This window comes from Rhizobium sp. 2YAF20, assembly GCF_052114685.1.
GTDB lineage: Bacteria > Pseudomonadota > Alphaproteobacteria > Rhizobiales > Rhizobiaceae > Rhizobium.
On the sequence record NZ_JBFRFF010000036.1, the window covers coordinates 39,932 to 65,064 of the forward strand.

Consider the following 25,133-nt stretch of genomic DNA (forward strand, 5'->3'; position numbering starts at 1 on the left):
TCATTTGCCTCCGCTTATAGCCGTCAAACCTTCGTCAAGTGCGGCAAGAATTCGGTTTACGTCGGCTGTTGTGATAACGAGAGGCGGGGAGATAATGACGTTGGAGCCGGAGGTTCGCACCATGACGCCTGCCTCATAGGCCACATCCTGTAGGCGCTGGACGGTGTCTTTAGGCGCCCCCGTCTTCTTCTCGCGATCCGTCACCAGTTCAAGCGCGCACATCAGCCCCTTGCCGCGGACGTCGCCAATCAGCTCGTGCTTGGTCTGCAGGGCTTGAAGGCCAGCCAGCAGTTCGTCGCCGCGCGCACCGGCATTCGCCGCGACATTTAGACGTTTCGTTTCTTTCAACGTTGCAAGTGCTGCTGCAGCGCCAACCGGGTGGCCGGAGTAGGTGTAGCCGTGGCCGATCGTGCCGACGGTGTTCTTGTTGGCTTCGAAGGCCTCAGCGATCCTGTCGGCGATCATCACTGCGCCGAAGGGATAATAGCCGTTGGTGATGGCCTTTGCGGTGGACATCAGGTCGGGCTTGACGCCCCAGAGCCGCGATCCGGTCCAGGCGCCCGTGCGTCCGAAGGCGGTTATCACCTCGTCGGCGATGAGCAGGATACCGTGCTTGTCGCAAATGGCACGCATCAGCGGCATGAAGCTCTCGTGCGGCACGATAATGCCGCCTGCACCGAGCACCGGTTCCATGATGAAGGCGGCGATCGTGTCAGCGCCCTGAAACGCAATCTCATCCTCAAACTGCCGGCCGATGGCCGCAGCGATCTCTGCCGGATCGTCCGTGCCGAAAGGGTTGCGGTAGGGGTAGGGGGCAGCCAAATGGAAGACGCCTGGCATCAGAGGCTCGTAGTTGCGGCGATTGTTAGCATTGCCGTTGACCGATGCGCCGCCGAAATGGGTGCCGTGATAGCCCTTCTTCAGCGCCACGAACTTGGTGCGTTCCGGCTGACCGTTGACCTTATGATATTGGCGAGCCAGCCGTAGGCAGGTCTCCACCGAATCCGAACCGCCGGAGGTAAAGAAGGCACGGCTCAGGCCGTCATCCCTGAACCATTCGGCAAGCTCATAGGACAGTTCGATCAGCGGCGGATTGCTGGTACCGCGAAAGGCCGAATAGTAGGGCAATTCCTCGAGTTGATCGCGGATTGCCTGTTTGATCGGATCGCAGGAATAGCCGAGATTGACGTTCCACAAGCCGCCGACGCCATCGAGCACGGTCTTACCGTTAACATCGGTAATTTCGACACCGGCCGCCGCCTTGATGATGCGTGGCGGGTTTGCCAGCATCTCGGCCGGGTGGGCCATCGGGTGCCAGACGTGCCGGGCATTATTTTCGGTCAGGAAATTGGTTTCGCGCATGTCGCGGTCCTCTTCGTTCAAAGTCCAAGCATGGAAAGGGCGCGGGCATAGCCGTCCGCGGGGCGCATAACATCGAAATGGACGTTTGGAAGCCCCACAACTTCGGCGCCTTCGATGTTCTTCAACTGATCGTCGACAAAGACGCAGGCTTCGCGCGGCAGGCCGATACGCGAAATCACCTCTTCGTAAGCGCGCGGATCGGGCTTCAATATCTTGGTGTAGGTGGCATCGACGATCACATCGAAGAGATCGATCAACGGGAAGCGCCTACGGAACTCGACGCCATAGAAAAGATCGAGTTCGTTCGACAGAATAGCGAGCTTGAAACCCGCTGCGTTGGCGCGAGTAATTGCTTCGCGCGCTTCCGGGCGCAAAACCAGCTCCGCTTCGGCGCCGCGTGCCCGCTGGACGAAGGTCTTCATATCGCTCCAGTCCTCGCCGACGAGCCGACCCACTTCTGCCGTGCGGATCATCCAGTAATCGCGCTCGGTGATCTCGCGCTTTTGCATCGAGACCCAGAGCGGATCGGTCGTAGTGTCGAAGGGACCGCGCCATGTCAGCGTGCCGGAGGCAAGGCCCAGCGCCCGTTCGGTGATGTCGTGGGTTTCGAACAGTGTGCGCGTCACGACGCCGCCGAAGTCAAGAATGAGTGCGCGATCGCCTGTCATGGTTTGCCTTCCGGAATGATGCCTTGCGATACCCAAGCATCGAAAACGGCGAGGGCCTTTGTGGAAAACTGAGGTGAATTGATATGAGCATCGATCTCGTGAAAGGTGACGGAGGCGGGGATTGCCAGACGCATTGCATCCGTAAATGCCTCAAGCCCCTCAGGATCGTGCAGCGGTTCGCCCGGTTGATCCCATTCCTGCACGCCCGCGAGCGGCAGCAAGAAGGCGACCGGCGCCTGTGCGACGGCGAGTTTTTCGCCGATCAGGACGGCCGTGGCACGGCGACCATCCGGTGACGTGGTCACGGAGCCGATCAGCCGGTTGTGGGCGTGGTACGGCCGGTCGGCAAGGGGTGCAGGCAGCGGCTGCCACGCCGGAAGATCGACCATGTCCGCCGCGCCGGGCGCGACAATCTGCGGGATGCCCGCGCGGCCCGCATTTTCCATCCGGTCAGGTCCGGAGGTGACCACCGTCCCATTCTGGTGGTTGACGACCTCCTGCATGCAGAAGTCGAAAACGGCAACAAAGCCATTCTGAGCGGCAATCGCTTCGAAGGCGCGACCGCCCATGCCCGTCGAGTGAAACACAGCGACTTCATATCCGCGCTTTTCAAGCTCGGGCTTTAGATGTTTCATATATTTGAGGCAGGTGGAGCCGAGCGACGTCATACCGATCAACGGCCGGTTTGCCCTGGGTCTCACACTGGAGCGCGTGGCGCCGACGACGGCGCCACAGGCCTGCGACAGAACGGCGCGGCAGACATCGTTCAGCCCGTAGAGCCCGCCGGCCCAAAGGATCATCATCAGATCCGGAGCAATGCGTTCCGGTGGCACGAGGTGCGAATAGGCGATCGTCGAAACCACGAACTTCGGCACGCCGAGAGGCAGTGCCGCCGCCACGTCCAGCGCGAGATCCGTGCCCATGGAACCGCCGAGAATGATGACGCCGTCGGCCTTTCCGGTTGCGTGCAGCATGCCGACCAGGGCGCTCGCGCCTGTCGACATCAGCGACATGGCCGAATTTTCGTCTCCGCTGCCGATGATGGCTTCGATGGAGGTACCTGCCGCTTTGGCAATGTCATGCCGCGAATAGTCCGGCTTGTAAGGCGGATCCGACAGAATGCTGACATCGACCATGACCGGCTTTCCGCCGGCCTGGCTGATCATGGTTGCCATGAATTGCAGTTCGTCGGATTTGGTATCTCCCGTTCCGATCACGAGAACGCTTGGTATGCTTCTATCTTCTGGTGAAGGTGCTCCGAGGCTCATTCAACCGGTTCCCTTTGTTTGCGTTCTTGCTCCCGAAGGTCGTTCCGACCCGTAGTATTTTTCTGAGATGCGTTTGGCTGTGTCGGCGACGGATGCGCCGAAACTCTCGAGAGTGCCGGCACTCGCGCGCGCCAGCGGCGCCGCGATGGCAATGGCGCCGATCGGCTGACCTGCTGGCGAGCGGATGGGTGCGGCTGTGCTGACGACGCCGATTTCGAGGCCCTGATTGCTGATCGAATATCCGCGCTCTGCCGTCTCAGCCACCAATCTGCGGAAGGCTGAAGGGTCTGTCACAGTATGCTCGGTGAAGGAGTTCAGGGGCTGTGAAAGAGCTGCCTCTATTTGCTGCGGGCCGGAAAAAGCGAGATAAGCTAGGCCTGACGCCGTGGCGTGAAACGGCAGGTAAGTGCCGATGTCGACGATGACCCGGTGAGCGCGCGGCGAGTCTTCCACATGGATCGTCGATAGTCGTCCGCCGGTGAATTCAGACAGATGAACGGTCTCTTCCGAGGTCTCGGCGAGGTCTTTCACGAAAGGAATAGCGATGCGCAGGAATGGGTAGCGCGCCTCGCGAATTCGCGCGAGACGCACCGGCGCTGATCCTATCCGATATTTGCGCGTCTCGTGATCCTGCTCGACGAAGCCGTGCTTTTCCAGTTCGACAAGCAGTCGGCGGGTCGTTGCTTTGTCCAGTTCGCAGAGACGGGCGATATCCGTCAGGCCTGCTTCGTTGTTCAGTTGGGACAGGCTGTCCAGCAAGGACAGGGCTTTTCCGACGGTGCTCATGCGGCTTTCCTCTTTTGTCCGGTCCATCTTCTTGCTGATGCCGGATCGGTCGATGTGTGCACCTGTCTGGTTCTCAACCACACGCGTTGAAATCCTTCGTTTGAACGCAAACTAGTTAACATGCGAAATAACTTGACAGGTGTGGCAATTGTTTGCAAGTCTATATTTGAAGCATAGGTTCAATATATGAACCATATGCGCTGACAGTCGCATGACCAAGAGCAAAAACAAAATCGTGTGCCCATCAGTCCGGCATGAATGCAAAGGTCGTCGACGGGAGAATGTGTTCCCCGCGGCGCGCTCGGATAATCGCAACAAGGGGAACGTTAGCGACATGGACAATCAACTCTCAACGAGCGCAGGGGAAAACCGGCTGCGCAAAAACAGTCTCGGCGTTGGCGCCGTGACATTTTTGGTGGTATCGGCGGCCGCGCCGCTGACGGCTGTGGCGGGGGGCGTTCCGCTCTCCATGCTGCTTGGAAACGGCGCGGGCATCCCGCTGACCTTTCTGCTGGTCACTCTGATCCTGCTGCTTTTCGCGGTCGGTTATGTCGCCATGGCCCGCCACATCCGCAACGCCGGTGCATTCTATGCCTACACGGCGCAGGGACTCGGCGGCATGATGGGTGGAGCCGCGGCACTGATCGCCATCCTGGCCTATAATGCCATGCAGATCGGGGTCTTCGGTCTCTTCGGCGCAGCAACTTCAGGCCTGTTCGCCGGCTTTGGCCTGCAACTACCCTGGTGGGTCTGGACCTATATCGGCATCGCGGTCGTCGCCGTTTTCGGCTATCGCCGCGTCGATCTGTCGGCCAAGGTGCTAACGGTTCTCGTCATCCTCGAATATCTCGTGGTGCTGGTCATCGATACAGCAATCCTCTTCAAGGGCGGCGACAGCGGCCTCTCGGCCGTCGCCTTCACGCCCTCGGCGTTCATGACCGGCACGCCGGCAATCGGTATCCTCTTCTGCTTTGCCGCTTTCATCGGCTTCGAAGCCACCACGATCTATAGCGAGGAGGCCCGTGAGCCACACAAGACGGTGCCGCGTGCGACCTATATCTCGGTGGTGATCATCGGTCTTTTCTACATGCTGACCTCTTGGCTGATGGTGAATGGCGCCGGCGCCGACAAGCTCGTCCCGGAATTGCAGGGCCTTGCCGATCCGACAACCTTCCTGTTCGGACTTGCCGAACGCTATGTTGGCCACTGGATCGTCCTGGTCATGAACATCCTGTTCGTCACCAGCCTCTTTGCCGGCGTGCTCGCCTTCCACAATGGCGTTGCCCGCTACATGTATGTCGCTGGTCGCGAAGGTCTGTTGCCGAAATCTGTCGGTGTCACCCATCCCGTATTCCAGAGCCCGCATGTCGGCTCGGTGATCCAGACGATCATTGCCGTTCTCGTCATCGCGCTCTTCGCTTTTACGGGTCAGGATCCGGTGCTGGCACTGTTCTCGTGGCTCACCAATGTCGGCACGCTTGCAATCATCCTGCTGATGGCGTTCACCGCATTCGCCATCGTGGCCTTCTTCAGCCGCAATCCTGGCCTTGAAAACAATGTCCTCGTGACCAAGGTGCTCCCTGTTATCACCGGGGTTATCCTGCTGGCGCTGGTTGTCTATATCGCCATCTATTTCGGCAGCATTGCTGGTGCGAGCGGCTTCCTGGCCGTGTTCCTGCCGGGACTGGTGCTGATCGCCGCGATCATCGGCTTTGCCGCTGCCGCACGGCTGAGGTCGGCGGATTCCGTCGGCTTTGCGCGACTTGGTGCAGGTCAGGAAGCCTGATCGGAAACCGGACTATCATGGCGGGCGTCTTGCCCGCCATTTTCATTTGCGAGGAATTGAAATGCAGGACAAGATCAGTCAGCTCCGGATGCTTACCGTCGCGCCGCAGTCGTTGTTCATCGGCGGGGCATGGCGAGAACCTGTCAGCGGCGGCGCAATGGACGTCATCTCGCCGATAGACGGAAAGAAGCTGACGACGATCGGCGACGCCGGTGCGGAAGATGTCGATCTTGCCGTCAAGGCAGCACGCGCCGCATTCGAAAGGGCTAGCTGGTCGAAAGCCGCGCCTGCCGAACGCAAGAAGGTGATGCTGCGCATTGCGGAGTTGATCGAGCGCGATGCGCTGGAACTCGCCGTGCTTGGTGTGCGCGACAACGGCACCGAAATCACCATGGCGCTAAAGGCGGAGCCGGGCAGTGCAGCTGCCACCTTCCGCTATTATGCCGAAGCCGTCGACAAGGTTTACGGCGAAATTGCCCCAACATCCGAGACTGTTCTTGGCCTCATCCACCGCGAGCCTATCGGCGTCATTGCCGCCATCGTGCCATGGAATTTTCCGATGATGATCGGTGCGTGGAAGGTTGCACCGGCGCTGGCCGCCGGCAATTCTGTCGTGTTGAAGCCCGCCGAAGGCGCCTCGCTAACGCTGCTGAAACTTGCCGCACTTTGTGCGGAGGCCGGGTTGCCGGAAGGCGTGCTGAATGTCGTTACCGGGCGCGGGGCCGTCACGGGCGAGGCGATCGGCCTCCACGGCGATATCGACGTACTGGCCTTCACCGGCTCCGGTGGTGTCGGCCGGCGCCTGCTCGAGTATTCGGCGCGCTCCAACTTGAAGCGCGTCTATCTCGAACTTGGCGGCAAATCGCCAAACATCATTTTTGCCGACGCGCCTGATCTCGATCTGGCCGCGAAGGTTTCGGCCTATGGCATCTTCCGCAATTCGGGTCAGGTCTGCGTCGCCGGCTCGCGGCTGTTGGTTGAGAGATCGATCCACGAGCAATTCACCGCGAAGGTCGTAGCCATCGCCACGCAGATAAAGGTCGGCGATCCGCTGCTGCTTGCGACCGAAGCCGGCGCCATATCGAGCGAAATCCAGCTTGAAAAGGACATCGGGTTTGCAGGGCAAGCCCTTGCGGAAGGGGCCACTCTGAGAGCCGGCGGGGCACGCATTCTTCAGGAAACCGGCGGCTTCTACATGCAGCCGACCGTCTTCGACGTGACACCGGAGATGACACTCGCGAAGGAAGAAGTATTCGGCCCGATCCTGTCTGTCATTCCCTTCGACAACGAAGAGGAAGCCCTGCGCATTGCCAATTCGACGGCCTACGGACTGGCGTCCGCGGTGTGGACTGCCAACCTGTCGCGCGCCCATCGTATGATGCGGGGCATCAAGGCCGGGATCGTCCATGTCAACACTTATGGCGGTGCCGACAATACGGTTCCGCTTGGCGGCGTTCGCCAGTCCGGGAACGGCCACGACAAGTCGCTACATGCGATGGACAAGTACCACAATCTCAAGACGGGCTGGATCCAGCTGTAGTTTCGTTGATGTTGGTAGGAGCAAGGTGGCAAAAACTTGTGATCTGCCGAGGCTCTATTCTCAGCCGGATGAAAGTTCAGTGGCAGGTCACGAAACAAAGTCCATCATAATAGATAGGTGTGCTCTATTCGAAGAAGGAGTCGCTGTCGCAGATGCAGCCAGTTAGCCGTAGACCGCCTTGCAGACCGCCTCGCACTTGTCGAGATCCAACCGACCGTCGGTCCGAACGCCCGATTCCATGTCGATCCAATAGAGGTCGTCCACTGACGCTCCGATCATGGCGACGACATCGGCAGCCGTGCGCGGATTAATGCCGCCGGAATAACCGCAGAAAGGCCCTGATTTCGGAAGAACAGGCCAGTTCCTTGGGGTCAATCCAGTGCCGAAGGAGATATCGAACAGCCAGTCCAGCCGGGCTTCGTCCGGAAAGACATCCTTGCACTGTAGCATTGTCCGGATACCGAGCCGGCGGCCGAAACGCCAGGTATTTTCGGACTGCTCGGGTGTGCTGCCGGAAAAACTGTGATTGACCTGAACCCGTTGAAATCCGGTAAGATCGATCGACACCGTCTCCGCGTCGGCGATCTTCTTGGCCTCCGCGCCGCAGACATGCGCTGCGAGACGCAAACCTCCCGCCGTCAGAAATGCCTTGCGTGCGTCGGGGTGGGGAAACAGCGGCATGTCGGTTTGCTTTTCGTCAACCAGGATGCCCCATTCGATCGGATAACGGGCTGACAGGCGCTGCAAGCCGGCAAGCAGCGCCGGATTGTCGATGCCGGTAAAGGCAATAAAGGCGGGGGGCTGTGCCACTGGGCGTCCTCTTTTCATTGTCGCGGGTATAGGCATCCTAGCGGTGGATTTTTAGGCAGTTGCCTCAATAGAATTCAACTCTAGTGGTACGTACCAAAACTGTCAATAGTGGATATATTACGGGGAATACCCATCAATTTGGCCCATTGAGTGGCTTCTTCAGAATGTCATTGACAAGCTGGTACGTACCATATATCGGTTCTCGAGATGGTAACTCCAGAAGAGAGCGTGCCGATGGACGTCAGAATTGCGATGGGCTGTTCGCTGCAGGCGCTCACCAAAGGTGTGGGCGTTGTATCGCGAGCCAGGACGTCCGAGCTCGTCATCCGATGACAAGCTTGCTGAACCAGGCAACAAGTCTTCAATCGGACGGTCCAGTCGCGGCTTGCTCCGGCGAGGCGGCTCTTGTGGGAAAAGGTTCGAAGCTCATGTCCGAGGCAGGCACATCTAACAGCGCTCCGATCAAAGGGCCGCTGTATCAGCAACTTGCAGCAAAGCTGCGGGCGGAGATCGAAGGCGGGTCCAGAGGAGCGAATGAACCTCTGCCGTCCGAGCGAGATATCGCCGTTCAATACGTGATGAGCCGGGATACGGTTCGCAAGGCCGTCAGGCTGCTTGAGGAGCAGGGCTTGCTCTATAGCGATCATGGACGGGGTACCTTCGTCGCGCCGTCATCGGTCCGGGAAATGTCGCGGTTTCTCGACAGCTTCTCGCAAGACACAGAGAAGCGTGGCGGCGCTCCTGGTCAAACCATCTTGTTGGTCGAACAAATGCCGGCCAGCATCGCGGTTGCCGGCGTTCTCAAGGTTGAGCCGCGCCAGACAATCACGCGGGTAAAACGAATCCGCACGATCGATGGCGTCCCGATTGGTCTTCATGACGCCTATCTCGCTCTGCCGGGGGGAGCGGCTTTGACGGCGGAGGATCTCGCCCGATCGGGGTCACTTTACAAGCTGCTCGGCAGCCGTTTCGGCCTAAATGCGGCGGAAGGCCTGGAAAGCATCGGATCGGTCGCGGCCAACATGGAGGATGCTACGCAGCTTGGTGTTGCTGTCGGAGCGCCGTTGCTCCTATGCGAGCGCATCACTCTCTCCGAACGGCGACAGCCGATGGAGTATTGCGAGATGAAATACGTGTCGAGTTACCGCTACACGGCACGCGTCAACAAAAGCAGCCAAATACAAAAATAAAGCAACCTTAGAGGGGTTTATCATGGGAATGATCAATTTGGGCGCCGCCCTGCGGCGCGCACGCGACATTGCTTTGTCTGGCGGTATGGTGGTGATCGCGTCGATAGGGGCGGCTCAGGCGGCTGATATCACCCGCCCGCCGGAAAACATTGTCTACTTCGTTAACGGCACGCTCGGCGACAAGTCCTTCTTTGACTCCGCCGAGAGGGGCGTCCAGCGCGTCAAATCGGAACTTTCGGTTCAGACCCAGACCGTGGAGGGTGGCGTCGATCCGACTCGCTGGGAAGGCGCCCTGACCGATCTCGCCGAGGGAGGAGACTACGACACGATCGTGCTGGGCACATACGCTATGGTTCCGCTCGTCGAAAAGATCGCCCCGCAGTTTCCCGATATTCGCTTCATTCTGTTCGACGGCGCCGTGGACTACACAAAATGCAAATGTGGCAACGTCTACTCCATCCTCTTCCGGCAGAATGAAGGTGCTTTCCTTGCAGGGTCGCTCTCCGCACGCCTGACGAAGGCCGGGATCGCAGATATTCCGGCAGGCAGTGCGCTCGGCACGGTCGGGGCCATGCAGATTCCTGTGATTGACGACTTCCTCGTCGGCTTCGAGGCTGGCGCCAAGTCAGTGCTGCCTGATGTAAAGGTGCTGAAGCAATATGCCAATTCGTTCTCCGATCCGGCGACCGGCAAGGAGATCGCCAAGGCGCAGTTCGGCGATGGTGCCAGCATCGTCTTCCAGGTTGCCGGCGCCACAGGGCAGGGCGTCATTGAGGCTGCGGCGGAAGCCGGACGTTATGCCATCGGCGTCGATTCCGACCAGGCGCTGATCTACCAGACGTCACGGCCGGATACGGCCAAGCGCATCGTGACCTCCGTCATGAAGAACGTCGACAACACGGTCGTGCGCTCCATCACGCTGCTCAAGGACGGCAAGTTGCCGGTCGGCACGGCGGAATCGCTCGGCCTGAAAGAGGGCGCGATCGGTCTCGCGGATAACCAGTTCACCAAGGCGATCGTCCCCGCTGTCGTCATGGCCGAAGTCAACAAGACCAAGGCCGACATCATCGATGGCAAAGTTAGTGTGCCGACGGCCTTCTGACACGCAAGCGGCTTCATCCCAGTAAGAGGTTTGTCAAATGGACCATCATTCTTCTGGCATTGGCACAATGGCGCCGGCCATAGAGTTGCGCAATGTCAGCAAGCGCTATGGTAAGGGGACGCTTGCGAATGAATCCGTGTCGTTCACCATCGAGCGCGGAGAAATCCACGCCATCTGCGGTGAAAACGGCGCAGGCAAGTCGACGATCATGAAGATGATCTACGGCCTGATCCAGCCGACATCCGGCACGATCCTGGTCGACGGCGTTGAGCGCAATTTCAGCCATCCGAGACAAGCAATCGCCGCCGGTGTCGGCATGGTGGCACAGCACCTCAATCTTGTGTCGTCCTTCACCATTGCTGAAAACGTCGTTCTTGGCCAGGAGCCGGTGGGGAAGGGGGGACTGCTTGATCGAGAAGCTGCGGTTGTTGAGGTCAAGCAACTGGCCATGTCCTTCGGGCTCGACATCGATCCGACGGCGCGGGTCGGCGAAGTCTCGATCGGTATGCAGCAGCGCACTGAGATCCTGAAGACGCTCTATCGGGGCGCTCGCATCTTACTGATGGACGAGCCAACCGCCGTGTTGACGCCGCAGGAAACCGACGAGCTGTTCGCCGCGATCCGTAGGCTAGCGGCGTCCGGCGTCACGGTCGTCGTCATCACCCACAAGCTTGCCGAAGTGAAGGCAATTTCGGACCGACTGACAGTGCTGCGTGACGGCCGGGTGACCGGACAAGCCAACACAGCCGATATCGACCACCGTACAATCGCCGAGATGATGGTCGGCCGCCTGCTGGCGCCGCAAATCTTTCAGCGCGTCGAAGCGATGGGTCGACAGCCACGCGTTCGGGTGCGGCACCTCGGCTTCGTCAACGCACAAGGCAGCGTTCGCCTTTCCGATGTGAATTTCGACGTTGCCGGCGGCGAAATCCTGGGCATCGCTGGGGTCGAAGGCAATGGCCAGAATTCACTGGCTCGGGTATTGAGCGGGCTGTCTGCTCCGCACGCCGGAAGGGCGGAACTCGACGGTGCTCAGTTTACAGGCACAGGTGTCAGAGCCGCACGTACATCGGGTGTGGCAACCGTTGCGGAAGACCGTCTTGCAGAGGGTGTGGCCGCCAATCTCGACATCGAACAGAACATTGCCGCGACCAGCTACTTCGAGCCCTCCTTTTCCGCGTATGGCTGTCTCAAGACCGGTGCGATCGGCAAACGCGCCAACGACCTGATCAAGGAATTTGACGTCAAGACCGCATCCAGCAAGACACCGGTTGGCACATTGTCTGGCGGCAACATGCAGAAGGTTGTCATGGCCCGAGAGATTTCCGGCGAGCCTAAATTCCTAATCGCCGCCCAGCCGACACGCGGCGTCGACATCGGCGCTGCCGGCTCGTTGCGCGATCAGCTCGTCGCTCTGCGCGATCGCGGGGCCGCGGTGCTGCTGATTTCCGCCGATCTCGAGGAGGTGCTCAGTCTTTCCGACAGGATCGCCGTCCTCTTCAAGGGCGAGATCGTTGCGCATTTCCGCGCCGACACAGCTGATCAGCGCGAGATCGGCCTCTACATGACCGGCCTCAAGCGGCAGCCGTTTGCGACAGCCAAGCTCGAAGCGGCCTTCGCAGCCGATATGGAAGGCGTTTTGGCATGAGCGCGGCATCAAATTCTTCAGCAGTAGCGGGGATTCGCGCGCAGGCCGTGCGCCTCGTCTTCGTGCTCGCTGCTGCTCTCGCCTGCGGTTTCCTATTGACGGCTCTGGTCAGCAAGGAGCCGCTGAAGGCCTATGGCGCGCTCTTGACCGGCGCCTGGCCAGACTTCGGCTGGAACAGCGCCAGCGGATTCACCGTCCGACGCATGACGCGGCTGGGATCACTGATCGAAGATGCAACGACCCTAACGCTGCTTGGCCTTGCCGTCGCCATCCCATTTCGCGCCCGACAGTTCTCGATGGGTGCTGACGGACAACTCTTCCTGGGCGCAATCGCGGCGGCCACCGTCAGCCTGATGCTCCGCGGTCCGGCATTCGTCGTCATTCCAGCTGCGTGTTTGGCAGCCATGTCCACGGGCTTTCTCTGGGGCCTGCTTCCAGGCGTACTCAAAGCACGGTTCGGAGCCAACGAAATCGTTACCACGTTGATGTTCAACGTCATCGCCATACAATTCTACAGGCTGATCATCACCTATGCGCTGCGCGATCCGTCAGCCGGCTTCATCACCACCCCACCTTTTCCCGATGCCTCGGTCCTCATCTCGCTGCTGGCGCGCACCAATGTGACGATGATGGCATTCTTTGCTCTCCTCGCCGCCGCCGCCGCCTGGCTCCTGATCCGGCGGACCACTGTCGGATATGAAATCACCCTTGTCGGCGAGAACACGAAATTCGCCGAACAGGCGGGTATTCCGGTCAAGCGAGCGACGGCCCTGTCGATGGCCTTAGGCGGCATCTTCGCAGGCCTTGCCGGCTTCCACATATCGAATGCTCTCTTGAAATCCTTGCCGGTCGATCTTGCGCCGGGTCTCGGCTTCGAGGGTATCGTCGTCGCGTTGCTCGCCCGTAACAATCCGCTCGCGATCCCCGTTGTCGCTATCCTCTACGCCTACCTTCGTGTCGGCGCGCAGGTGATGGAGCGTAGTTCGGACGTCACCCGTGAGATGGTCATGATCATTCAGGCCTTCATTATCCTGTTTGTCGTCGCCGAGCGGTTCGGTCCGTCGCTGCTGACGGGTCTAGTGAAATCCCGAGCTGCCCTCAGACCGACAAAGGAGGTGCGGGCATGACCATGGAACTGGTTGTCTGGGGATCGTTCTTCGGAACATTGCTTGCCGCCATCCTGCGCGCCTCCGCACCGATTATACTTGCAGCATTCGGCGGTTTGATCTCGGATCTTGCCGGCAGCGTCAATATCGCACTCGAGGGCATCATGCTCGTCGCGGCCTTCTTCGGCTGCGTCGCCTCGGCCTATTCGGCGATCTGGTTTCCCGACGCGCCGCTGTGGCTACACCCATGGGTCGGCTGCTTTGCAGGTGTTTTCGTCGGCACGTTAGTCGCCGGTCTGCTGGCGGTATTTCACCTTGAACTCGGTGCAGATATCATCGTCGCTGGCGTCGGCGTCAACATCCTCGCCGCCGGCCTGACAGTGTTCTTGCTCGTTTCGATCACCGGCGACAAAGGCTCGACCGCGACGCTGACCAGCTATGCGCTACCATCGGTCCACATCCCCTTCGTCGACAATGTCCCGATCGCCGGAACGATCCTCAACGGCGATGGTCTTGCCGGCCACAACGTTATCGTCTGGGTTTGCTTGCTGGTCGCGCCACTGTTGGAGCTGCTGCTTTATCGTACCCGTTTCGGCCTGAGGCTGCGCGCTGTTGGCGAGAATACCGATGCGGCGCTGGCCGCCGGCATCTCGGTCCGGCGCATGCAATACGCAGCCCTGCTGCTGAGCGGGCTGCTCGCGAGCCTCGGTGGGCTGTTCCTCAGCATGGGATACCTCACCTTGTTCCAGGCCGACATGACCGGCGGGCGTGGCTTTCTCGCTTTGGCGGCGGTGTTCCTCGGCGGCAGGCGGCCATTGGGCACGCTGCTCGCCGCCGTGGTGTTTGGCGCGTCGAGCGTCTTTGCGGCACGGCTGGGCAGTTACAACGTGCCGAGCCAGATCGTCTTCATGATCCCGCCGGCGCTGACGATCGTTGCGCTGGTCTTCTTCAACATCCAGCAGAAAGCCCGGATTAATCGGCGCGTCGCCCGAGCAGCCAGTATTTTGCGGCATGCTTAGAGCATGAAACCGAAAAGTCAGAAGTGGTTTTCCGAAAAGATCAACTTACTCCAACACGCAAAACTTCCACCATGAAAACAACAAGAAACGGACCAGGGATGACAACGAACAAGTATTATGATCCGATCCTCGCTTCCCTCATTCTCGGCGGCATCGGCGATGCGCTCGGCGCGCCGACCGAAATGTGGGGGATTGACGAGATCTTTGCTCGCTACGGCGGCCTGGCTGACCGGTTCGAAGAGCCGACGCCGGACACGTTTGCCGGCTCCAATGGCGGCAAGCGTGGCGAAGTCACCGACGACGCCAGCCAAATGTATTATCTTGCCCGTGCCATGGTGAAGGCCGGCGGCGATCTTGATCAAACTGCCTGGATCGCTTGCCTGCTCGATTGGGCCGATACCTCGCCAAAAGCCAGCTTCATGGGCCCGACCACGGCGGCGATCGTCAATGCATTGCGGAAGGGAGAAAACCTCGATCGGGTCAGCGTTGTCGGAACATCAACACGCAAGCTGACGACCATCGGCATTACCAATGGCGCCGCGATGCGCGTTGCGCCGGCAGGGCTTATCCATCCCGGCAACATCGCTGCGGCCTGTGAGCAGGCATTGGTTACCTGTCTACCATCGCACGACACCGATGTTGCCATCGCATCGGCCTGTGCGATCGCCGCGGGCACTGCGGTAGCTTTGGTGACAAACGAGGCCGATGCCGTCGTCAAAGCCTGTCGGGAAGGTGGAGTGATTGGTGTGCGGCTGGCTAGGGAACATGCGCGCGTGCCGCCGGGCGCGCGCTTCTCACCCCGGCTGGACTTGGCGCTGGAGATCGCCGTACGCTCCACGGACGACCGGCAATTCATCTACGATCTCGAATCCACGATCGGCGCATCAATGCTTGCCACTGAATCGGTGCCATCGGCCATCGCCATCTTCGCTTATGCCAAGGGCGATCCCCTGCGAACGGTGGCGTTGGCGGCAAGCGCCGGCAATGATACCGACACGGTCGCCACCATGGCCGGCGCGATCGCCGGGGCCATGGCGGGCACGGCAAAACTACCGCAGGCGCTTTACCGCGAATTCGTCGCGGTCAATGATGCGGAATTCCATTTTGAGACCCTTGCCGCCGAACTGGCGGAAATTGCCGTTGGGAATGCCTGACATGTCCGACGAACGCAGTGAAGCGTCCCTGTTTTCGAGCGCCGATGCGAGCCGCTCATTCGATCTGCTCGCTTATGGCGATCCGAATATCGACTATGTCTTCGAGACTGCGCGCGTGCCGCTCGCCGACGAAAAGGTTCTGGGCCGCCGTCTTGGCACGTTCGCCGGTGGCACCGCCGCCAATGTCGCCGATGCGGCAAGCCGACTCGGCGCTCGTGTCGCCTGTTATGGCCGCGTCGGCGGCGATGCCGATGGCCGGTTGCTGCTTGCGGCAAACGACGGCGCCGGGGTATCGAACATCTTCCTGCGGGTCGTTGACGAGCCGACATCGGCGGCGATGATCGTGATCGACCGTTCCGGCGAAAAGGCGTTGGTCTATGCGCCGATGCTGCGCGAGCCTGTAGACGAGGTCGCGCTTTCGGCCGCGCTCCAGCAAAGCCGGCTGCTCTACACAATGCCCTACGATCTCGATGAATTCCGGCAAGTCACGACACTTGCCCGCACCGTCGGCGTTGCAGTTGCGATCGACATCGAGGCGGCAGTTGCCCCCGATCGCGAGCGCCTGGACGCCCTCTTGGAATGTTCCGACGTCGTTTTCATGAACGCCGGCGGCTTTCGCGCTACTTCTGATGCGGCGATCACGATCGACACCGTTCGTCCACTATTGGATCGGGGTCCAAAGATCGTTGTCGTCACCATGGGTGCTGCCGGCGCCATCGCCTGCGATCGAACCACATCCGCGGAACATCCGGCTTTTCCGGTTAAAATGGTCGATGCCACCGGCGCAGGCGACTGCTTCAATGGGGCCTTTCTGGCCGCCTGTTTCGATGGCCGTTCACTCAGGGACAGCTTGGCCTTCGGATGCGCCGCGGCTAGTATCGCAGTCTCCGCGATCGGCGCACGCACGGCTCTGCCGAACAAGGCGCAGGTAAATGCGCTGCTTGTGAAGCAACTGTGAATCCGCACCGAATGTTGACCATCGTTGACGGATGCCGCTTGGCAGAACCCTTTGATACAACAGGTGGTCACCGAGACGGCAACTGCTTGGGAAGCACCAATTTTTGAACCGGCACGAGGTTGACGCCATGATCCGTGGCGTATTTTCGCAGAGAGTTGACCAATTTAAATCAAGCTGCAGTCCAGTTCCAAAGAGTGTGGTTAAGCATTTTTGACATGGTATAATCTGTGGGTGGCCATCCCGGATCGGCCGAAAGGGGCTCACCGCTGAAAGCTTCATCGCCGGTTACCCTGACATCACCCGCTAACAACGTCGAGAGTAAAATTCTCTCACCGTTTTGCCGTAGATCTATTCGAGGTTTGGTTTCGACATCCCATCGCCAAGATCACCACGATGTAGCGGCGCGGTGCTCATTCTGGCGTATTGTAGGACATGACGAGGTTGATTCCGCCAGTATTGAGAAGGCCCCAGTAAGATCCGTTCACATGTCGCAAACGGTCCGGCTTGAAGGGAATTGGATTGCCATTTGGCCAGGTACGCTCCAGCGTCGATCGGAAGATGTCGGCCCAGAAATCGACGCTGAGAAATGCGTGATAAACCCCCGTATAGACCAGCGCCTCGTTGTCCGTCTGAAAAGCGTCTGCAACGTGCGGAAGGTAGCGAAATCGTTCCGGGATGAACCTGGTCACAGGCAGTCCGAAGAACGCCGCTTCATCAAGGGTTCCCGAACTCAGTCCGACAACGCGCTGAAGGGACTCGTCGCATAGAAGCTCGTACATATCGATATCGCTGTCGACGCGAGGGATGCCATGATGTTCGAGGAACGTGGCCAGCGACGGACTTGGCTGAGGCGAGAAGGGGTGGGGGCGAAAGGCGATGGACCCGATCCTGGCAAGTTCCGCTATTCTGTCTTCATGATCAAGCAGGCTGGCGATCCGTCCGTCATGGATCAATGACGCGTCGAATGGGGTCTGACCGACAATCAGCGTCTTGCAGGATGGTCTCTTTTTGTTGAAAGCGCTACGCCGGATCGCAGTCGCCTTGTGGAGTCCGACATGGAAATCGACTTCCTGGCCGGATAGCGCATATGACGCGATTGCGGCCGATATTTCGCTGCGGTTCGACGAAAATCCAAAGAATATATCGTCGAGAAACCGCAATGGATGCCATCGTAAGTCGACAAAGGGTATGTCCAGGCGGTTGAGTATTTTGTGCAGTAGCGGGGGAATCTCGAAGCCTACCACCAATGAATTTTCGACGTGGGGCAGGAACAAGGCACAAAGCGCGTCTTTCGCATCGGCGGCGAAGATCCTTGCCCAATTCGCAGCGTTCGCGTCCAGACCGAAGGCATCATAGACGGCCTTGCCGTCGAATGGTGATGTGTCGTCCCATTCCAATATGTTAACCGGCAGGCGGGTTGCCGCCGATATCTGTGGCATCAGCATCGCAGCGAAGAAATTTGTGTTCGTCGCGAATCCCTTCCGTGACGTTTTTTCACCCGTGACGCGCAGCAGGTCCGAGGTTATGACAATCCGTTCGGGTTGCATACGGCTATAATCCCCTTTGAAACGCCCAATTCCCTTCCCGCTCTCGCGGTTAGATCTCTCAGATATCCGCTGGCCGAGTTAATATGAGCTACCCGTTCCCGCCGGTCCAACAAACTTCTTCACTTCCGATCACGCCTGCCGCCAGTCAATCAGTGTTCCTGTCTACTCCGAAAACAAGCGCAAGAGAATCATGAAGTGGTCCGATCGACGCCGGGCCGAATTGGCTAATTGCCCGTTAGACTGTTCGAGTTGAGACGATATTCACGTATCAAGATCACCCCATTACCATCGAAGAAAACAGCTCGGTTCAGCCAATATTGATCGGGCGCCTTTTGCGCCAGCAATCCTTTTGAAAGCAATTCCTTAAGGCCATCCTGAAATGAGATCTGTGTTCACCCTATATCAAAACCTAAGCGCTTAGCGGTTTCTTTCGATCGCTAACGAATTGAACTTGCAGATCGCCGCGCTTAATCAGTGGTTGAAGTGTCCACGTCGATTTCGATCGACTGTCCTGGCCCCGATCAGCTATCCGGCAATGATCTTATTTCGCGCCATCTAGCCGGTTCGCCTCGGCTCTACGGAAATTGGTGATTTTGGTGGTAGCCCTTAGGGCTATTGAAGTCCGAAAAATCCGGAATTATCTTTTTCTTTTGTCGTTCCACTTGGAGGATGAAACGATGAGAGACCAGAGGATAAAGCAAACCGACGAACCGCTGACATCCCGAGATCTTGGCGTCTGCCAATCGGTCCACAACACCGTATGCGACGAGCAGAAATGTGCCCCCGGCTCGGAGGAAGCCAACAGGGTTGCCGCCATAACCATCCATCTCTATCGCCAAGGCGTCAGAGACGAACAAAAGCTACTTGAGCTGGTACGGGCCGCACGCGGTATCCAATTTGGCCGCGAGGATGCCAAGCGGGAGCGAAAACCGCTGGCCTAAAGGCCGTCACGCCCGCGCTATAGCGAACAGGGACGCGATTGATCTGTGAGCGGGGCGGCCAGGTGTCGCTGTGAGGGGACACGGGGTGACACCTGGCCTTCTCGAGATGTCTGCGCAGGGAGGGGGCAGACTAAGGCGAACGTTCGTCCCGCAGAAATGTTTCCACGCTGCAGCGCTTACATCTCTCACCTCCAGACGGTGCGCGGCCTGGCACGACAAGACGCTGGAGGTCTCCCGGTTGGCTGTCGGGCAGCGTCAACCGCCTCGGCGGATCTGATCTCAGACCCTTCGCGCCTCTTCTCGACGAACTCGGCGTTTCCCATCGACACCAGCGCCGTCGCCACGAACAACCCGCTCGGCCACAACGCCTTTGCCGACAGCCCCGAGCTGCTCGGGCGGCGGCTGGCCGGGCAGAGCATGGATGGCGGCAAGGTATGCGTCGCGGACCAGGTCGGGGTCATTGCGGCAAATTTCGCGGGCTCGGCGGCGCATTTTGCCGACGCGGCGCCAGTCGCCGTCATCAGGCCGCAGGCGCGAGGGATCCTGAAGGAGGAGCTCTCCTCAGACGGCGCACCGATCGAGAATGGGCGACCTGTGTGATCGGTGCACCGTCGGGGGAGTGGGGCGCCCAATGCTCCGTTCACTCGGCACCCATCACTGATTGAATCAACGTCTCCTTGGCCGACTTAAGATGATCCCGACAGGCCTCCTCGATTCGATCGCAGTCGCGACTGAGAAGTGCGTCAATATAAACCAGGTGCTCGAGTACGGCTGCTCGGTTTCGCTGTAGCTCGTCTTTTTTGTTCCACTGATAGTGGTAGTGAAATATGAAGCTGATAACGTCGTAAAAGTCATCGATGAAGCGGTTCGGCGAGACCTCGTTAACGAGCCGGTGAAACTGATTGTCGAGACCGGAAAAGTCGTGGTACCGCGTCCCGATACTTTCGAGCAGGTCGCAGTGCAATTTTCTGAGCGCCCTTAGCTTTTTAAACAGCGGAGAGCTTTCGGGCAACTGGGCAAATAGCCGGGCCGACCGCAACTCGAACATCACTCGGATCTCGAAAAGCTCCAGGGCAAATTCTCTGGTGAAACCCTTGAATAGCCAGCCTGAGTTTGGTCGCTTTTCGATCAATCCAAATCGACTGAAGTGAATCAGGAATTCGCGTATCCCGTTGGTTGCGACCCCAAATTGCCGAGCTAGCTCAAGTTCATTGATGAGCGTACCCGGAGCGGTATCACCCAGCAGCATCCACTCCATGAACTGGCGTTCGACCTGCAGCATCTTCGATGTCGTTTCAACGTCCGGAAAATAGTCGCTGTCGTCGACAGCCCTGCCGACTATTCGGACGCTTCCGACGCCGGTGATAATCGAGCGGTGCGCCAATTCCTGCAAGACCTTGCGTATCGTGGTTCTGCTGACGCCCAACTTGCGTCTGAGCTCGTTCTCGGAGGGAAGCGGGTCTTGGTGAGCGACTTGGGCAAGCATTGCCAGTGTTTGATTCAGCGCCTGTTTGTAAACAGTATCGGTTTTCACGACGTCCTCCCCATCAGGCTTGTCCTTTGTATCTGAATTATTATCGATAAAAAACAACTTGACGAAATGCGGTTGATACTGCTTTTTATCGATAAGAACAACACCCGAGTACAGAGAAGAGCAGTTTTTGGCACCGACGCGAGCAGCGCCGGGCGGGGGGAAGACTTGCCCAAACCAAACAAGAATTCGAGCGGCGCCGCCGCGAGCGGTGATCCTGCGCCGCCGCTTTCAATGGCCGAGCCACGTTTTGCAGCGCTGGCTACTACGCTTAAGCTACTAAGCGTTGGTCCGGCGCTGATCCTGATCTTGTTGATCGTGGTACTCAGTTTCTCTTCTCCCTATTTTGCCACACCGCGCAATGTCAGCAACATCCTCGCACAGACCGCTGTAATTTCCGTGGTCGCGATGGGACAGCACCTAGTCATTCTGACCCGCGGCATCGATCTGTCGGTGGGGTCCAACCTGGCGCTGGCGTCCGTGCTCGGAGCACTTTGTTTCCACGCCGGAGGCGGTGCCGTTGCGGTCGTTGCGGTCATGATTGCCTCAGGGGCCATAGTCGGTGCGATCAACGGAGGCTTCTTCGTCTTCGGCAGGCTTCCCCATCCCTTTATCATCACGCTTGCCACACTGAGCATCGCCAAGGGGCTTGCGCTTGAGCTTGCCGAGGGAAGGGCGATACCTGGCATGCCAGAGGCCATAAGTGCCCTTGGCCAGGATGCCTTTGCCGGACTACCGGGATCCGTGTTCGTGGTTCTTGGGGTCGCCGCCATTTTATGCATTGTGACCCGAACAATGGTCTGGGGCCGCTGGATCTATGCGGTGGGAGGCGGGCCCATTGCGGCTGTACGGATGGGTATTCCGGTTTCCTGGGTTCTGGTTTCCACCTACATCATCGCGGGCGCTTGTGCCGGCGTCGGCGCCGTCATACTTGCAGGCCGTACAGATGCGGGCTCGCCGTTGTTCGGCAACCTGCTCGAACTCGACACGATCGCCGCCGTGATCATTGGTGGAGCAAGCTTCCTCGGCGGCCGCGGCCACCTCGGAAACGCATTGATCGGTGCAATCATGATCGGTGTGATCCGCAACGCGTTGAACCTATTGAACGTCAACATCTTCTTCCAGCTTATCGTTATCGGCGTGGTTATCATTGTCGCGGTCGAGGCTGACGTTCTTCGCAACTATCTCGAGGGCAGGGTTCGGGTGTTTCAGGCGGGGAAACCCCAATGAACGCAACAGGTGCTCACACCAATACCAACGCGCCCGCTCAGGACAATCCGGTACTGACCGTTCGCAATGCAACGAAGCGTTTCGGGTCGATTGTTGCGCTGCGCGACGTCAGCATCGCCGCGCGCCGGGGCGAGATATTGGCACTCCTTGGAGACAATGGAGCTGGAAAATCGACGTTGATCAAATGCATTGCCGGCGTCCATCACCTTGACGAGGGAGCGATAGCTATCAACGGCGTCCGGACAGTGTTGAGGTCGCCGGCAGATGCGCGGTTCGCCGGCATCGAAACCGTCTACCAGGACCTCGCACTTTTCGACAATCTTACACCGTCTCAGAATTTTTTCGCCGGTCGGGAAATTGCCGGACCAAAGTGGCTTCCGCTCGGACTTCGTTTCTTGAAGCAGCGGCAAATGGACGACGAGACCAAGGCGCTGTTGGCAAATCTCGGGGTTGTTCTTCCCAGGCTTGACGCGGTGGTTGCGATGATGTCGGGCGGGCAAAGACAAGCAATTGCCGTGGCACGTTCGACCGTTTTCGCCCGCAAGCTCGTGATCTTGGATGAACCCACCGCAGCACTTGGTCTTCGTGAGTCACGCCAGGTTCTCAATCTGGTCGCAACGCTCCGCGATCAGGGCAACGCGGTCATTCTAGTCACCCACAACATGGAACACGTCGTCGAACTGGCTAGCCGCGCCGTCGTGCTGCGGCAGGGGCGCAAAGTCGGCGAGCTCGTGCCCACCAAGGACAACAAACAGGAGCTCGTCTCGATGATCGTCGGGGCGTGATCGGAGTTTTGCGGCCCACTGCTATTCGGGTTCGCAAAAGCCTGGAGGCTTCCACGGGAAGTTACTCCAAACTCAAGGGGAGGAAGAAATGGGATTTAGAGGACGACTACTGGCGGGGTTCGCCATCGCCATCGCATTCGCGACCACGTCTGCTGCGGCAGACAAAGTCAAAATAGGCCTGATCACAAAGTTTCCGGTGCCGTTTTATTCGACCATGGAGGATGCCGCGAAGAAATATGCGGCCGCTCATCCGGAGATCGAGCTTGTTACGGGGCAGGGACAAGCCGCAACGGACATCGAGGGACAGATCGCCCTGATCGAATCGATGATATCACAGGGGGTCAAGGGTCTCGCGATAACCCCGGTCGATCCAACGGTCGCACCCGCTCTGGATAAGGCGGTCGCAGCCGGGATCAAGGTTGTTCTCGTCGACAACAGCATACCGGGTTGGAAAGGCCAGACGGCCCTGGTGTCGACGAACAATCTTAGCGGCGGCAAGATCGCTGGCGAATTTTTGAAGACCGTGCTCAAGGCCGGCGACAAGATCGCCGTTCTCCAGGGTGTACCCGGCGTTCCGGCGTTAGACGACCGCGTGACCGGAATGATGCAGGGCCTTGGCGACCTGAAAGTCGAGGTCGTCGACAAAGGCACGACCAACTGTACGCTCGAACTCGGCACGTCGGTCACGGAAGATATCCTGACCGCCCATCCGGACGTCGTCGCGATCTATTCGGCGTGCGGTCCTCCCGTGCCGGGTGCCGTCAAGTCGATCGCCAACGCCGGTATGGCCAAATCCAAGATCATCCTTGTCGGCTTCGACGCCTGCTGCGGCGAAATCGAGGCGATCAAATCCGGTGCGGAAACTGCAAGCGTCGCACAGTTCCCCGCCAAGATGGGCGAACTCGGCATCGACACCGTTGCCAAGGCGATCCGCGGAGAACCGGTACAAGCCAATGTCGACACCGGTGCTGGCCTCGTGACGCAGAAGAACGTCAAAGACTTCGAATAGCGCGATTTCGGCCCGGTTCCTGTTCGGCTGCCGGGCCGACGAACCCTAGTAGGGCAGCAGTTCGGCGATATCGGCTCAATAAGCAAAGTGGTGCATCAGAATGAAAGCGGTCGTATGTGTATCTCCCGGCGATTTAACCCTTGTGAACCGGCCTACGCCAGGTTCGCCGGTGCCAGGTTGGGCGCTTGTAAAGGTAAGCCATGTCGGCATCTGTGGCACGGACTACCACATTTTTGAGGGAAATCATCCATACCTCGCCTATCCGAGGGTGATGGGACATGAGGTTTCTGGAACGATACTGTCAGTTGGAGAGGGCGTATCGCTGTCTGTTGGGCAGGAGGTTGTCGTCAATCCATACCTGTCATGCGGTGCGTGCGTCTCTTGCCGGCAGGAAAAGCCCAATTGTTGTGTCAAGATCGAGGTTCTCGGCGTTCATCGCGATGGTGCGATGTGTGAAGAACTTCTGGTTCCCGCGGCCAATCTCTATCCGGCCGACGGATTGTCGCTCGCCGACGCCGCGGGTGTCGAATTCCTTGCGATCGGGGCGCACGCCGTGCGCCGTTCGCTTGCAGGGCAGGGAGCGCGCAGTCTTGTGATTGGCGCAGGTCCTATCGGACTGGGCACGGCGCTGTTTGCGCGGATTGCCGGACAAGACGTCACATTGCTCGACGTAAGCGCGGAACGATTGGATTTTGCCGAGCGGCAGCTTGGTTTTTCGGTCGTATACGACCCACGCGGATCGGCGGGCGATAGGGTTCTTGATCGCACCGCCGGCGAGGGTTTCGACGTCGTTTTCGATGCCACCGGCAACGCCAGATCAATCGAAGCGGCTTTCGCTCACGTCGCGCACGGTGGTGCCTTTGTGATGGTTAGCGTCGTCAAGGACGATATCACGTTCTCCGATCCGGAGTTTCACAAGCGCGAGATGATGCTGATCAGTAGCCGGAATGCCACACGGGTGGATTTCGAGCATGTCTCGGCGTCCATTTCGAGCGGATTGATCCCGATCGAGAAGCTCATCACCCACTACACGACGCTTGAAGACTGTCCCCGTGACATCGCCCGCTGGGTCCGCGAAAAATCAGGCCTGATCAAGGCGGTGATCGCCATCCATGGAGGGGCGCTTGCTGAACTGAAGGAATGACGCACCCGAATGAGCCCATCCGATAACGTTCGGCTTCGGAACAAGACTTTCCTCGAAAAATTGCGCATGGCCACAGCACGTAAGGCAGCCGGAGACTGAACCAGGTTCCCAAAACTGCCGAGGAACGTTACCCCTGCTTTCGGACTTTCATCACTCGCTTGGGTGTTAACCCTAAGTGACGATGCAGCCAACTTGCAAGCAGTCAGCGGCCTAAAGCCGGCCTGGCCCGCGCGTAATCAGACTAAAGTCTGAGGCTTCGCTGGACTGAAGTCCCAAGCTGGAACGGCTTGATGGAGTCGACGGCCATCGTAATCTTAACGTGCCAAGGCCAAAGAAGTGCGACATTTGCTGCGATCAGGCAGCTTGAAGGCGGGCGACGTCTCGCCAAGTATCCAAGGCTGCTGCTCGCAGTTGGCGATGGTGGGCGGATGGAATATCGTGGCGGGGAACGTTAAAGAGGTTGGCGATCGGGTCGTGGATGGAAACGAAACGCTGAAGCTGTCGCGCTGATTTGAAGCGCTTCATGATCCGCTCCCGTCGTCGGACGGG

Annotated in this window: 21 protein-coding genes and 2 pseudogenes; 15 read left to right on the forward strand and 8 right to left on the reverse strand. The window is 59.0% G+C overall.

Annotation, left to right across the window (positions count from 1 at the left end):
* From AB4Z52_RS28405 to AB4Z52_RS28420, 4 genes are read right to left on the reverse strand one after another with little or no spacing between them, the layout of a single operon-like run.
* Entirely contained in the window at positions 1-1,362 is a 1,362-nt protein-coding gene (locus AB4Z52_RS28405) for an aspartate aminotransferase family protein (RefSeq protein ID WP_442221228.1), read from the reverse strand.
* A gap of 17 nt (positions 1,363-1,379) precedes the next feature.
* Entirely contained in the window at positions 1,380-2,030 is a 651-nt protein-coding gene (locus tag AB4Z52_RS28410; protein WP_442221229.1) for an HAD family hydrolase, read from the reverse strand.
* On the reverse strand, positions 2,027-3,298 hold the full coding sequence (locus AB4Z52_RS28415; protein WP_442221230.1) for a Tm-1-like ATP-binding domain-containing protein: 1,272 nt from the start codon (positions 3,296-3,298) through the stop codon (positions 2,027-2,029). Before AB4Z52_RS28415 ends, AB4Z52_RS28410 begins: the two co-directional genes overlap by 4 nt.
* Positions 3,299-4,084, reverse strand: a complete 786-nt coding sequence (locus AB4Z52_RS28420; protein WP_442221231.1) for an IclR family transcriptional regulator — start codon at positions 4,082-4,084, stop codon at positions 3,299-3,301. It abuts the gene before it with no gap.
* Between the two features lie 334 nt (positions 4,085-4,418).
* On the opposite strand from AB4Z52_RS28420, the gene AB4Z52_RS28425 reads away from it, so the two are divergent.
* Together AB4Z52_RS28425 and AB4Z52_RS28430 are read left to right on the forward strand one after the other, a co-directional pair.
* Positions 4,419-5,870, forward strand: coding sequence for an APC family permease (locus tag AB4Z52_RS28425; protein WP_442221232.1), 1,452 nt, complete (start codon positions 4,419-4,421; stop codon positions 5,868-5,870).
* A 61-nt stretch (positions 5,871-5,931) separates the two neighbouring features.
* A complete protein-coding gene (locus AB4Z52_RS28430) occupies positions 5,932-7,410 on the forward strand; it encodes an aldehyde dehydrogenase (RefSeq protein ID WP_442221233.1) in 1,479 nt (492 codons plus the stop codon).
* Positions 7,411-7,572: 162 nt separating this feature from the next.
* Here the strand turns inward: AB4Z52_RS28430 and AB4Z52_RS28435 are convergent, their stop codons facing one another.
* A complete protein-coding gene (locus AB4Z52_RS28435) occupies positions 7,573-8,220 on the reverse strand; it encodes a phosphoribosylanthranilate isomerase (RefSeq protein ID WP_442221234.1) in 648 nt (215 codons plus the stop codon).
* A 407-nt stretch (positions 8,221-8,627) separates the two neighbouring features.
* Here AB4Z52_RS28435 and AB4Z52_RS28440 point away from each other — a divergent pair, with 407 nt between their 5' ends.
* From AB4Z52_RS28440 to AB4Z52_RS28470, 7 genes are all read left to right on the forward strand, one after another.
* A complete protein-coding gene (locus AB4Z52_RS28440; protein ID WP_442221235.1) occupies positions 8,628-9,410 on the forward strand; it encodes a GntR family transcriptional regulator in 783 nt (260 codons plus the stop codon).
* Positions 9,411-9,432: 22 nt separating this feature from the next.
* Entirely contained in the window at positions 9,433-10,512 is a 1,080-nt protein-coding gene (locus tag AB4Z52_RS28445) for a BMP family lipoprotein (RefSeq protein WP_442221236.1), read from the forward strand.
* Between the two features lie 37 nt (positions 10,513-10,549).
* Positions 10,550-12,160 carry an ABC transporter ATP-binding protein gene (locus AB4Z52_RS28450; RefSeq protein WP_442221237.1) on the forward strand — a complete coding sequence of 537 codons (1,611 nt, stop codon included), beginning with the start codon at positions 10,550-10,552 and terminating at the stop codon, positions 12,158-12,160.
* A complete protein-coding gene (locus AB4Z52_RS28455; RefSeq protein ID WP_442221238.1) occupies positions 12,157-13,287 on the forward strand; it encodes an ABC transporter permease in 1,131 nt (376 codons plus the stop codon). The genes AB4Z52_RS28450 and AB4Z52_RS28455 overlap by 4 nt, the downstream gene beginning before the upstream one ends.
* Positions 13,284-14,285 carry an ABC transporter permease gene (locus tag AB4Z52_RS28460; protein WP_442221239.1) on the forward strand — a complete coding sequence of 334 codons (1,002 nt, stop codon included), beginning with the start codon at positions 13,284-13,286 and terminating at the stop codon, positions 14,283-14,285. The genes AB4Z52_RS28455 and AB4Z52_RS28460 overlap by 4 nt, the downstream gene beginning before the upstream one ends.
* 98 nt (positions 14,286-14,383) lie before the next feature.
* Positions 14,384-15,439 carry an ADP-ribosylglycohydrolase family protein gene (locus tag AB4Z52_RS28465; protein WP_442221240.1) on the forward strand — a complete coding sequence of 352 codons (1,056 nt, stop codon included), beginning with the start codon at positions 14,384-14,386 and terminating at the stop codon, positions 15,437-15,439.
* A 1-nt stretch (position 15,440) separates the two neighbouring features.
* Positions 15,441-16,397 carry a carbohydrate kinase family protein gene (locus tag AB4Z52_RS28470; RefSeq protein WP_442221241.1) on the forward strand — a complete coding sequence of 319 codons (957 nt, stop codon included), beginning with the start codon at positions 15,441-15,443 and terminating at the stop codon, positions 16,395-16,397.
* A gap of 410 nt (positions 16,398-16,807) precedes the next feature.
* Here the strand turns inward: AB4Z52_RS28470 and AB4Z52_RS28475 are convergent, their stop codons facing one another.
* Positions 16,808-17,944 carry a hypothetical protein gene (locus AB4Z52_RS28475; protein WP_442221242.1) on the reverse strand — a complete coding sequence of 379 codons (1,137 nt, stop codon included), beginning with the start codon at positions 17,942-17,944 and terminating at the stop codon, positions 16,808-16,810.
* 677 nt (positions 17,945-18,621) lie between these two features.
* Here AB4Z52_RS28475 and AB4Z52_RS28480 point away from each other — a divergent pair.
* Positions 18,622-18,885, forward strand: a complete 264-nt coding sequence (locus tag AB4Z52_RS28480; RefSeq protein WP_442221243.1) for a hypothetical protein — start codon at positions 18,622-18,624, stop codon at positions 18,883-18,885.
* A gap of 163 nt (positions 18,886-19,048) precedes the next feature.
* A pseudogene (locus AB4Z52_RS28485) lies at positions 19,049-19,485 on the forward strand (alpha/beta hydrolase); the annotation flags it as partial.
* 40 nt (positions 19,486-19,525) lie between these two features.
* Here the strand turns inward: AB4Z52_RS28485 and AB4Z52_RS28490 are convergent.
* Positions 19,526-20,419: a GntR family transcriptional regulator gene (locus AB4Z52_RS28490; protein ID WP_442221244.1), complete on the reverse strand. Its 894-nt coding sequence runs from the start codon at positions 20,417-20,419 to the stop codon at positions 19,526-19,528.
* A gap of 231 nt (positions 20,420-20,650) precedes the next feature.
* Here AB4Z52_RS28490 and AB4Z52_RS28495 point away from each other — a divergent pair, with 231 nt between their 5' ends.
* The 4 genes from AB4Z52_RS28495 to AB4Z52_RS28510 all read left to right on the forward strand — a co-directional run bounded on the left by AB4Z52_RS28495 (position 20,651) and on the right by AB4Z52_RS28510 (position 24,584).
* The gene (locus tag AB4Z52_RS28495) at positions 20,651-21,646 is read left to right on the forward strand and encodes an ABC transporter permease (RefSeq protein WP_442221248.1); all 996 of its coding nucleotides are present in this window, start codon (positions 20,651-20,653) and stop codon (positions 21,644-21,646) included.
* The gene (locus tag AB4Z52_RS28500; RefSeq protein ID WP_442221245.1) at positions 21,643-22,431 is read left to right on the forward strand and encodes an ATP-binding cassette domain-containing protein; all 789 of its coding nucleotides are present in this window, start codon (positions 21,643-21,645) and stop codon (positions 22,429-22,431) included. The genes AB4Z52_RS28495 and AB4Z52_RS28500 overlap by 4 nt, the downstream gene beginning before the upstream one ends.
* A gap of 88 nt (positions 22,432-22,519) precedes the next feature.
* Positions 22,520-23,440: a sugar ABC transporter substrate-binding protein gene (locus tag AB4Z52_RS28505; protein ID WP_442221246.1), complete on the forward strand. Its 921-nt coding sequence runs from the start codon at positions 22,520-22,522 to the stop codon at positions 23,438-23,440.
* 100 nt (positions 23,441-23,540) lie between these two features.
* On the forward strand, positions 23,541-24,584 hold the full coding sequence (locus AB4Z52_RS28510) for a zinc-binding alcohol dehydrogenase family protein (protein ID WP_442221247.1): 1,044 nt from the start codon (positions 23,541-23,543) through the stop codon (positions 24,582-24,584).
* Between the two features lie 354 nt (positions 24,585-24,938).
* Here the strand turns inward: AB4Z52_RS28510 and AB4Z52_RS28515 are convergent.
* Positions 24,939-25,133 (reverse strand): annotated as a pseudogene (locus AB4Z52_RS28515) (IS6 family transposase); the annotation flags it as partial.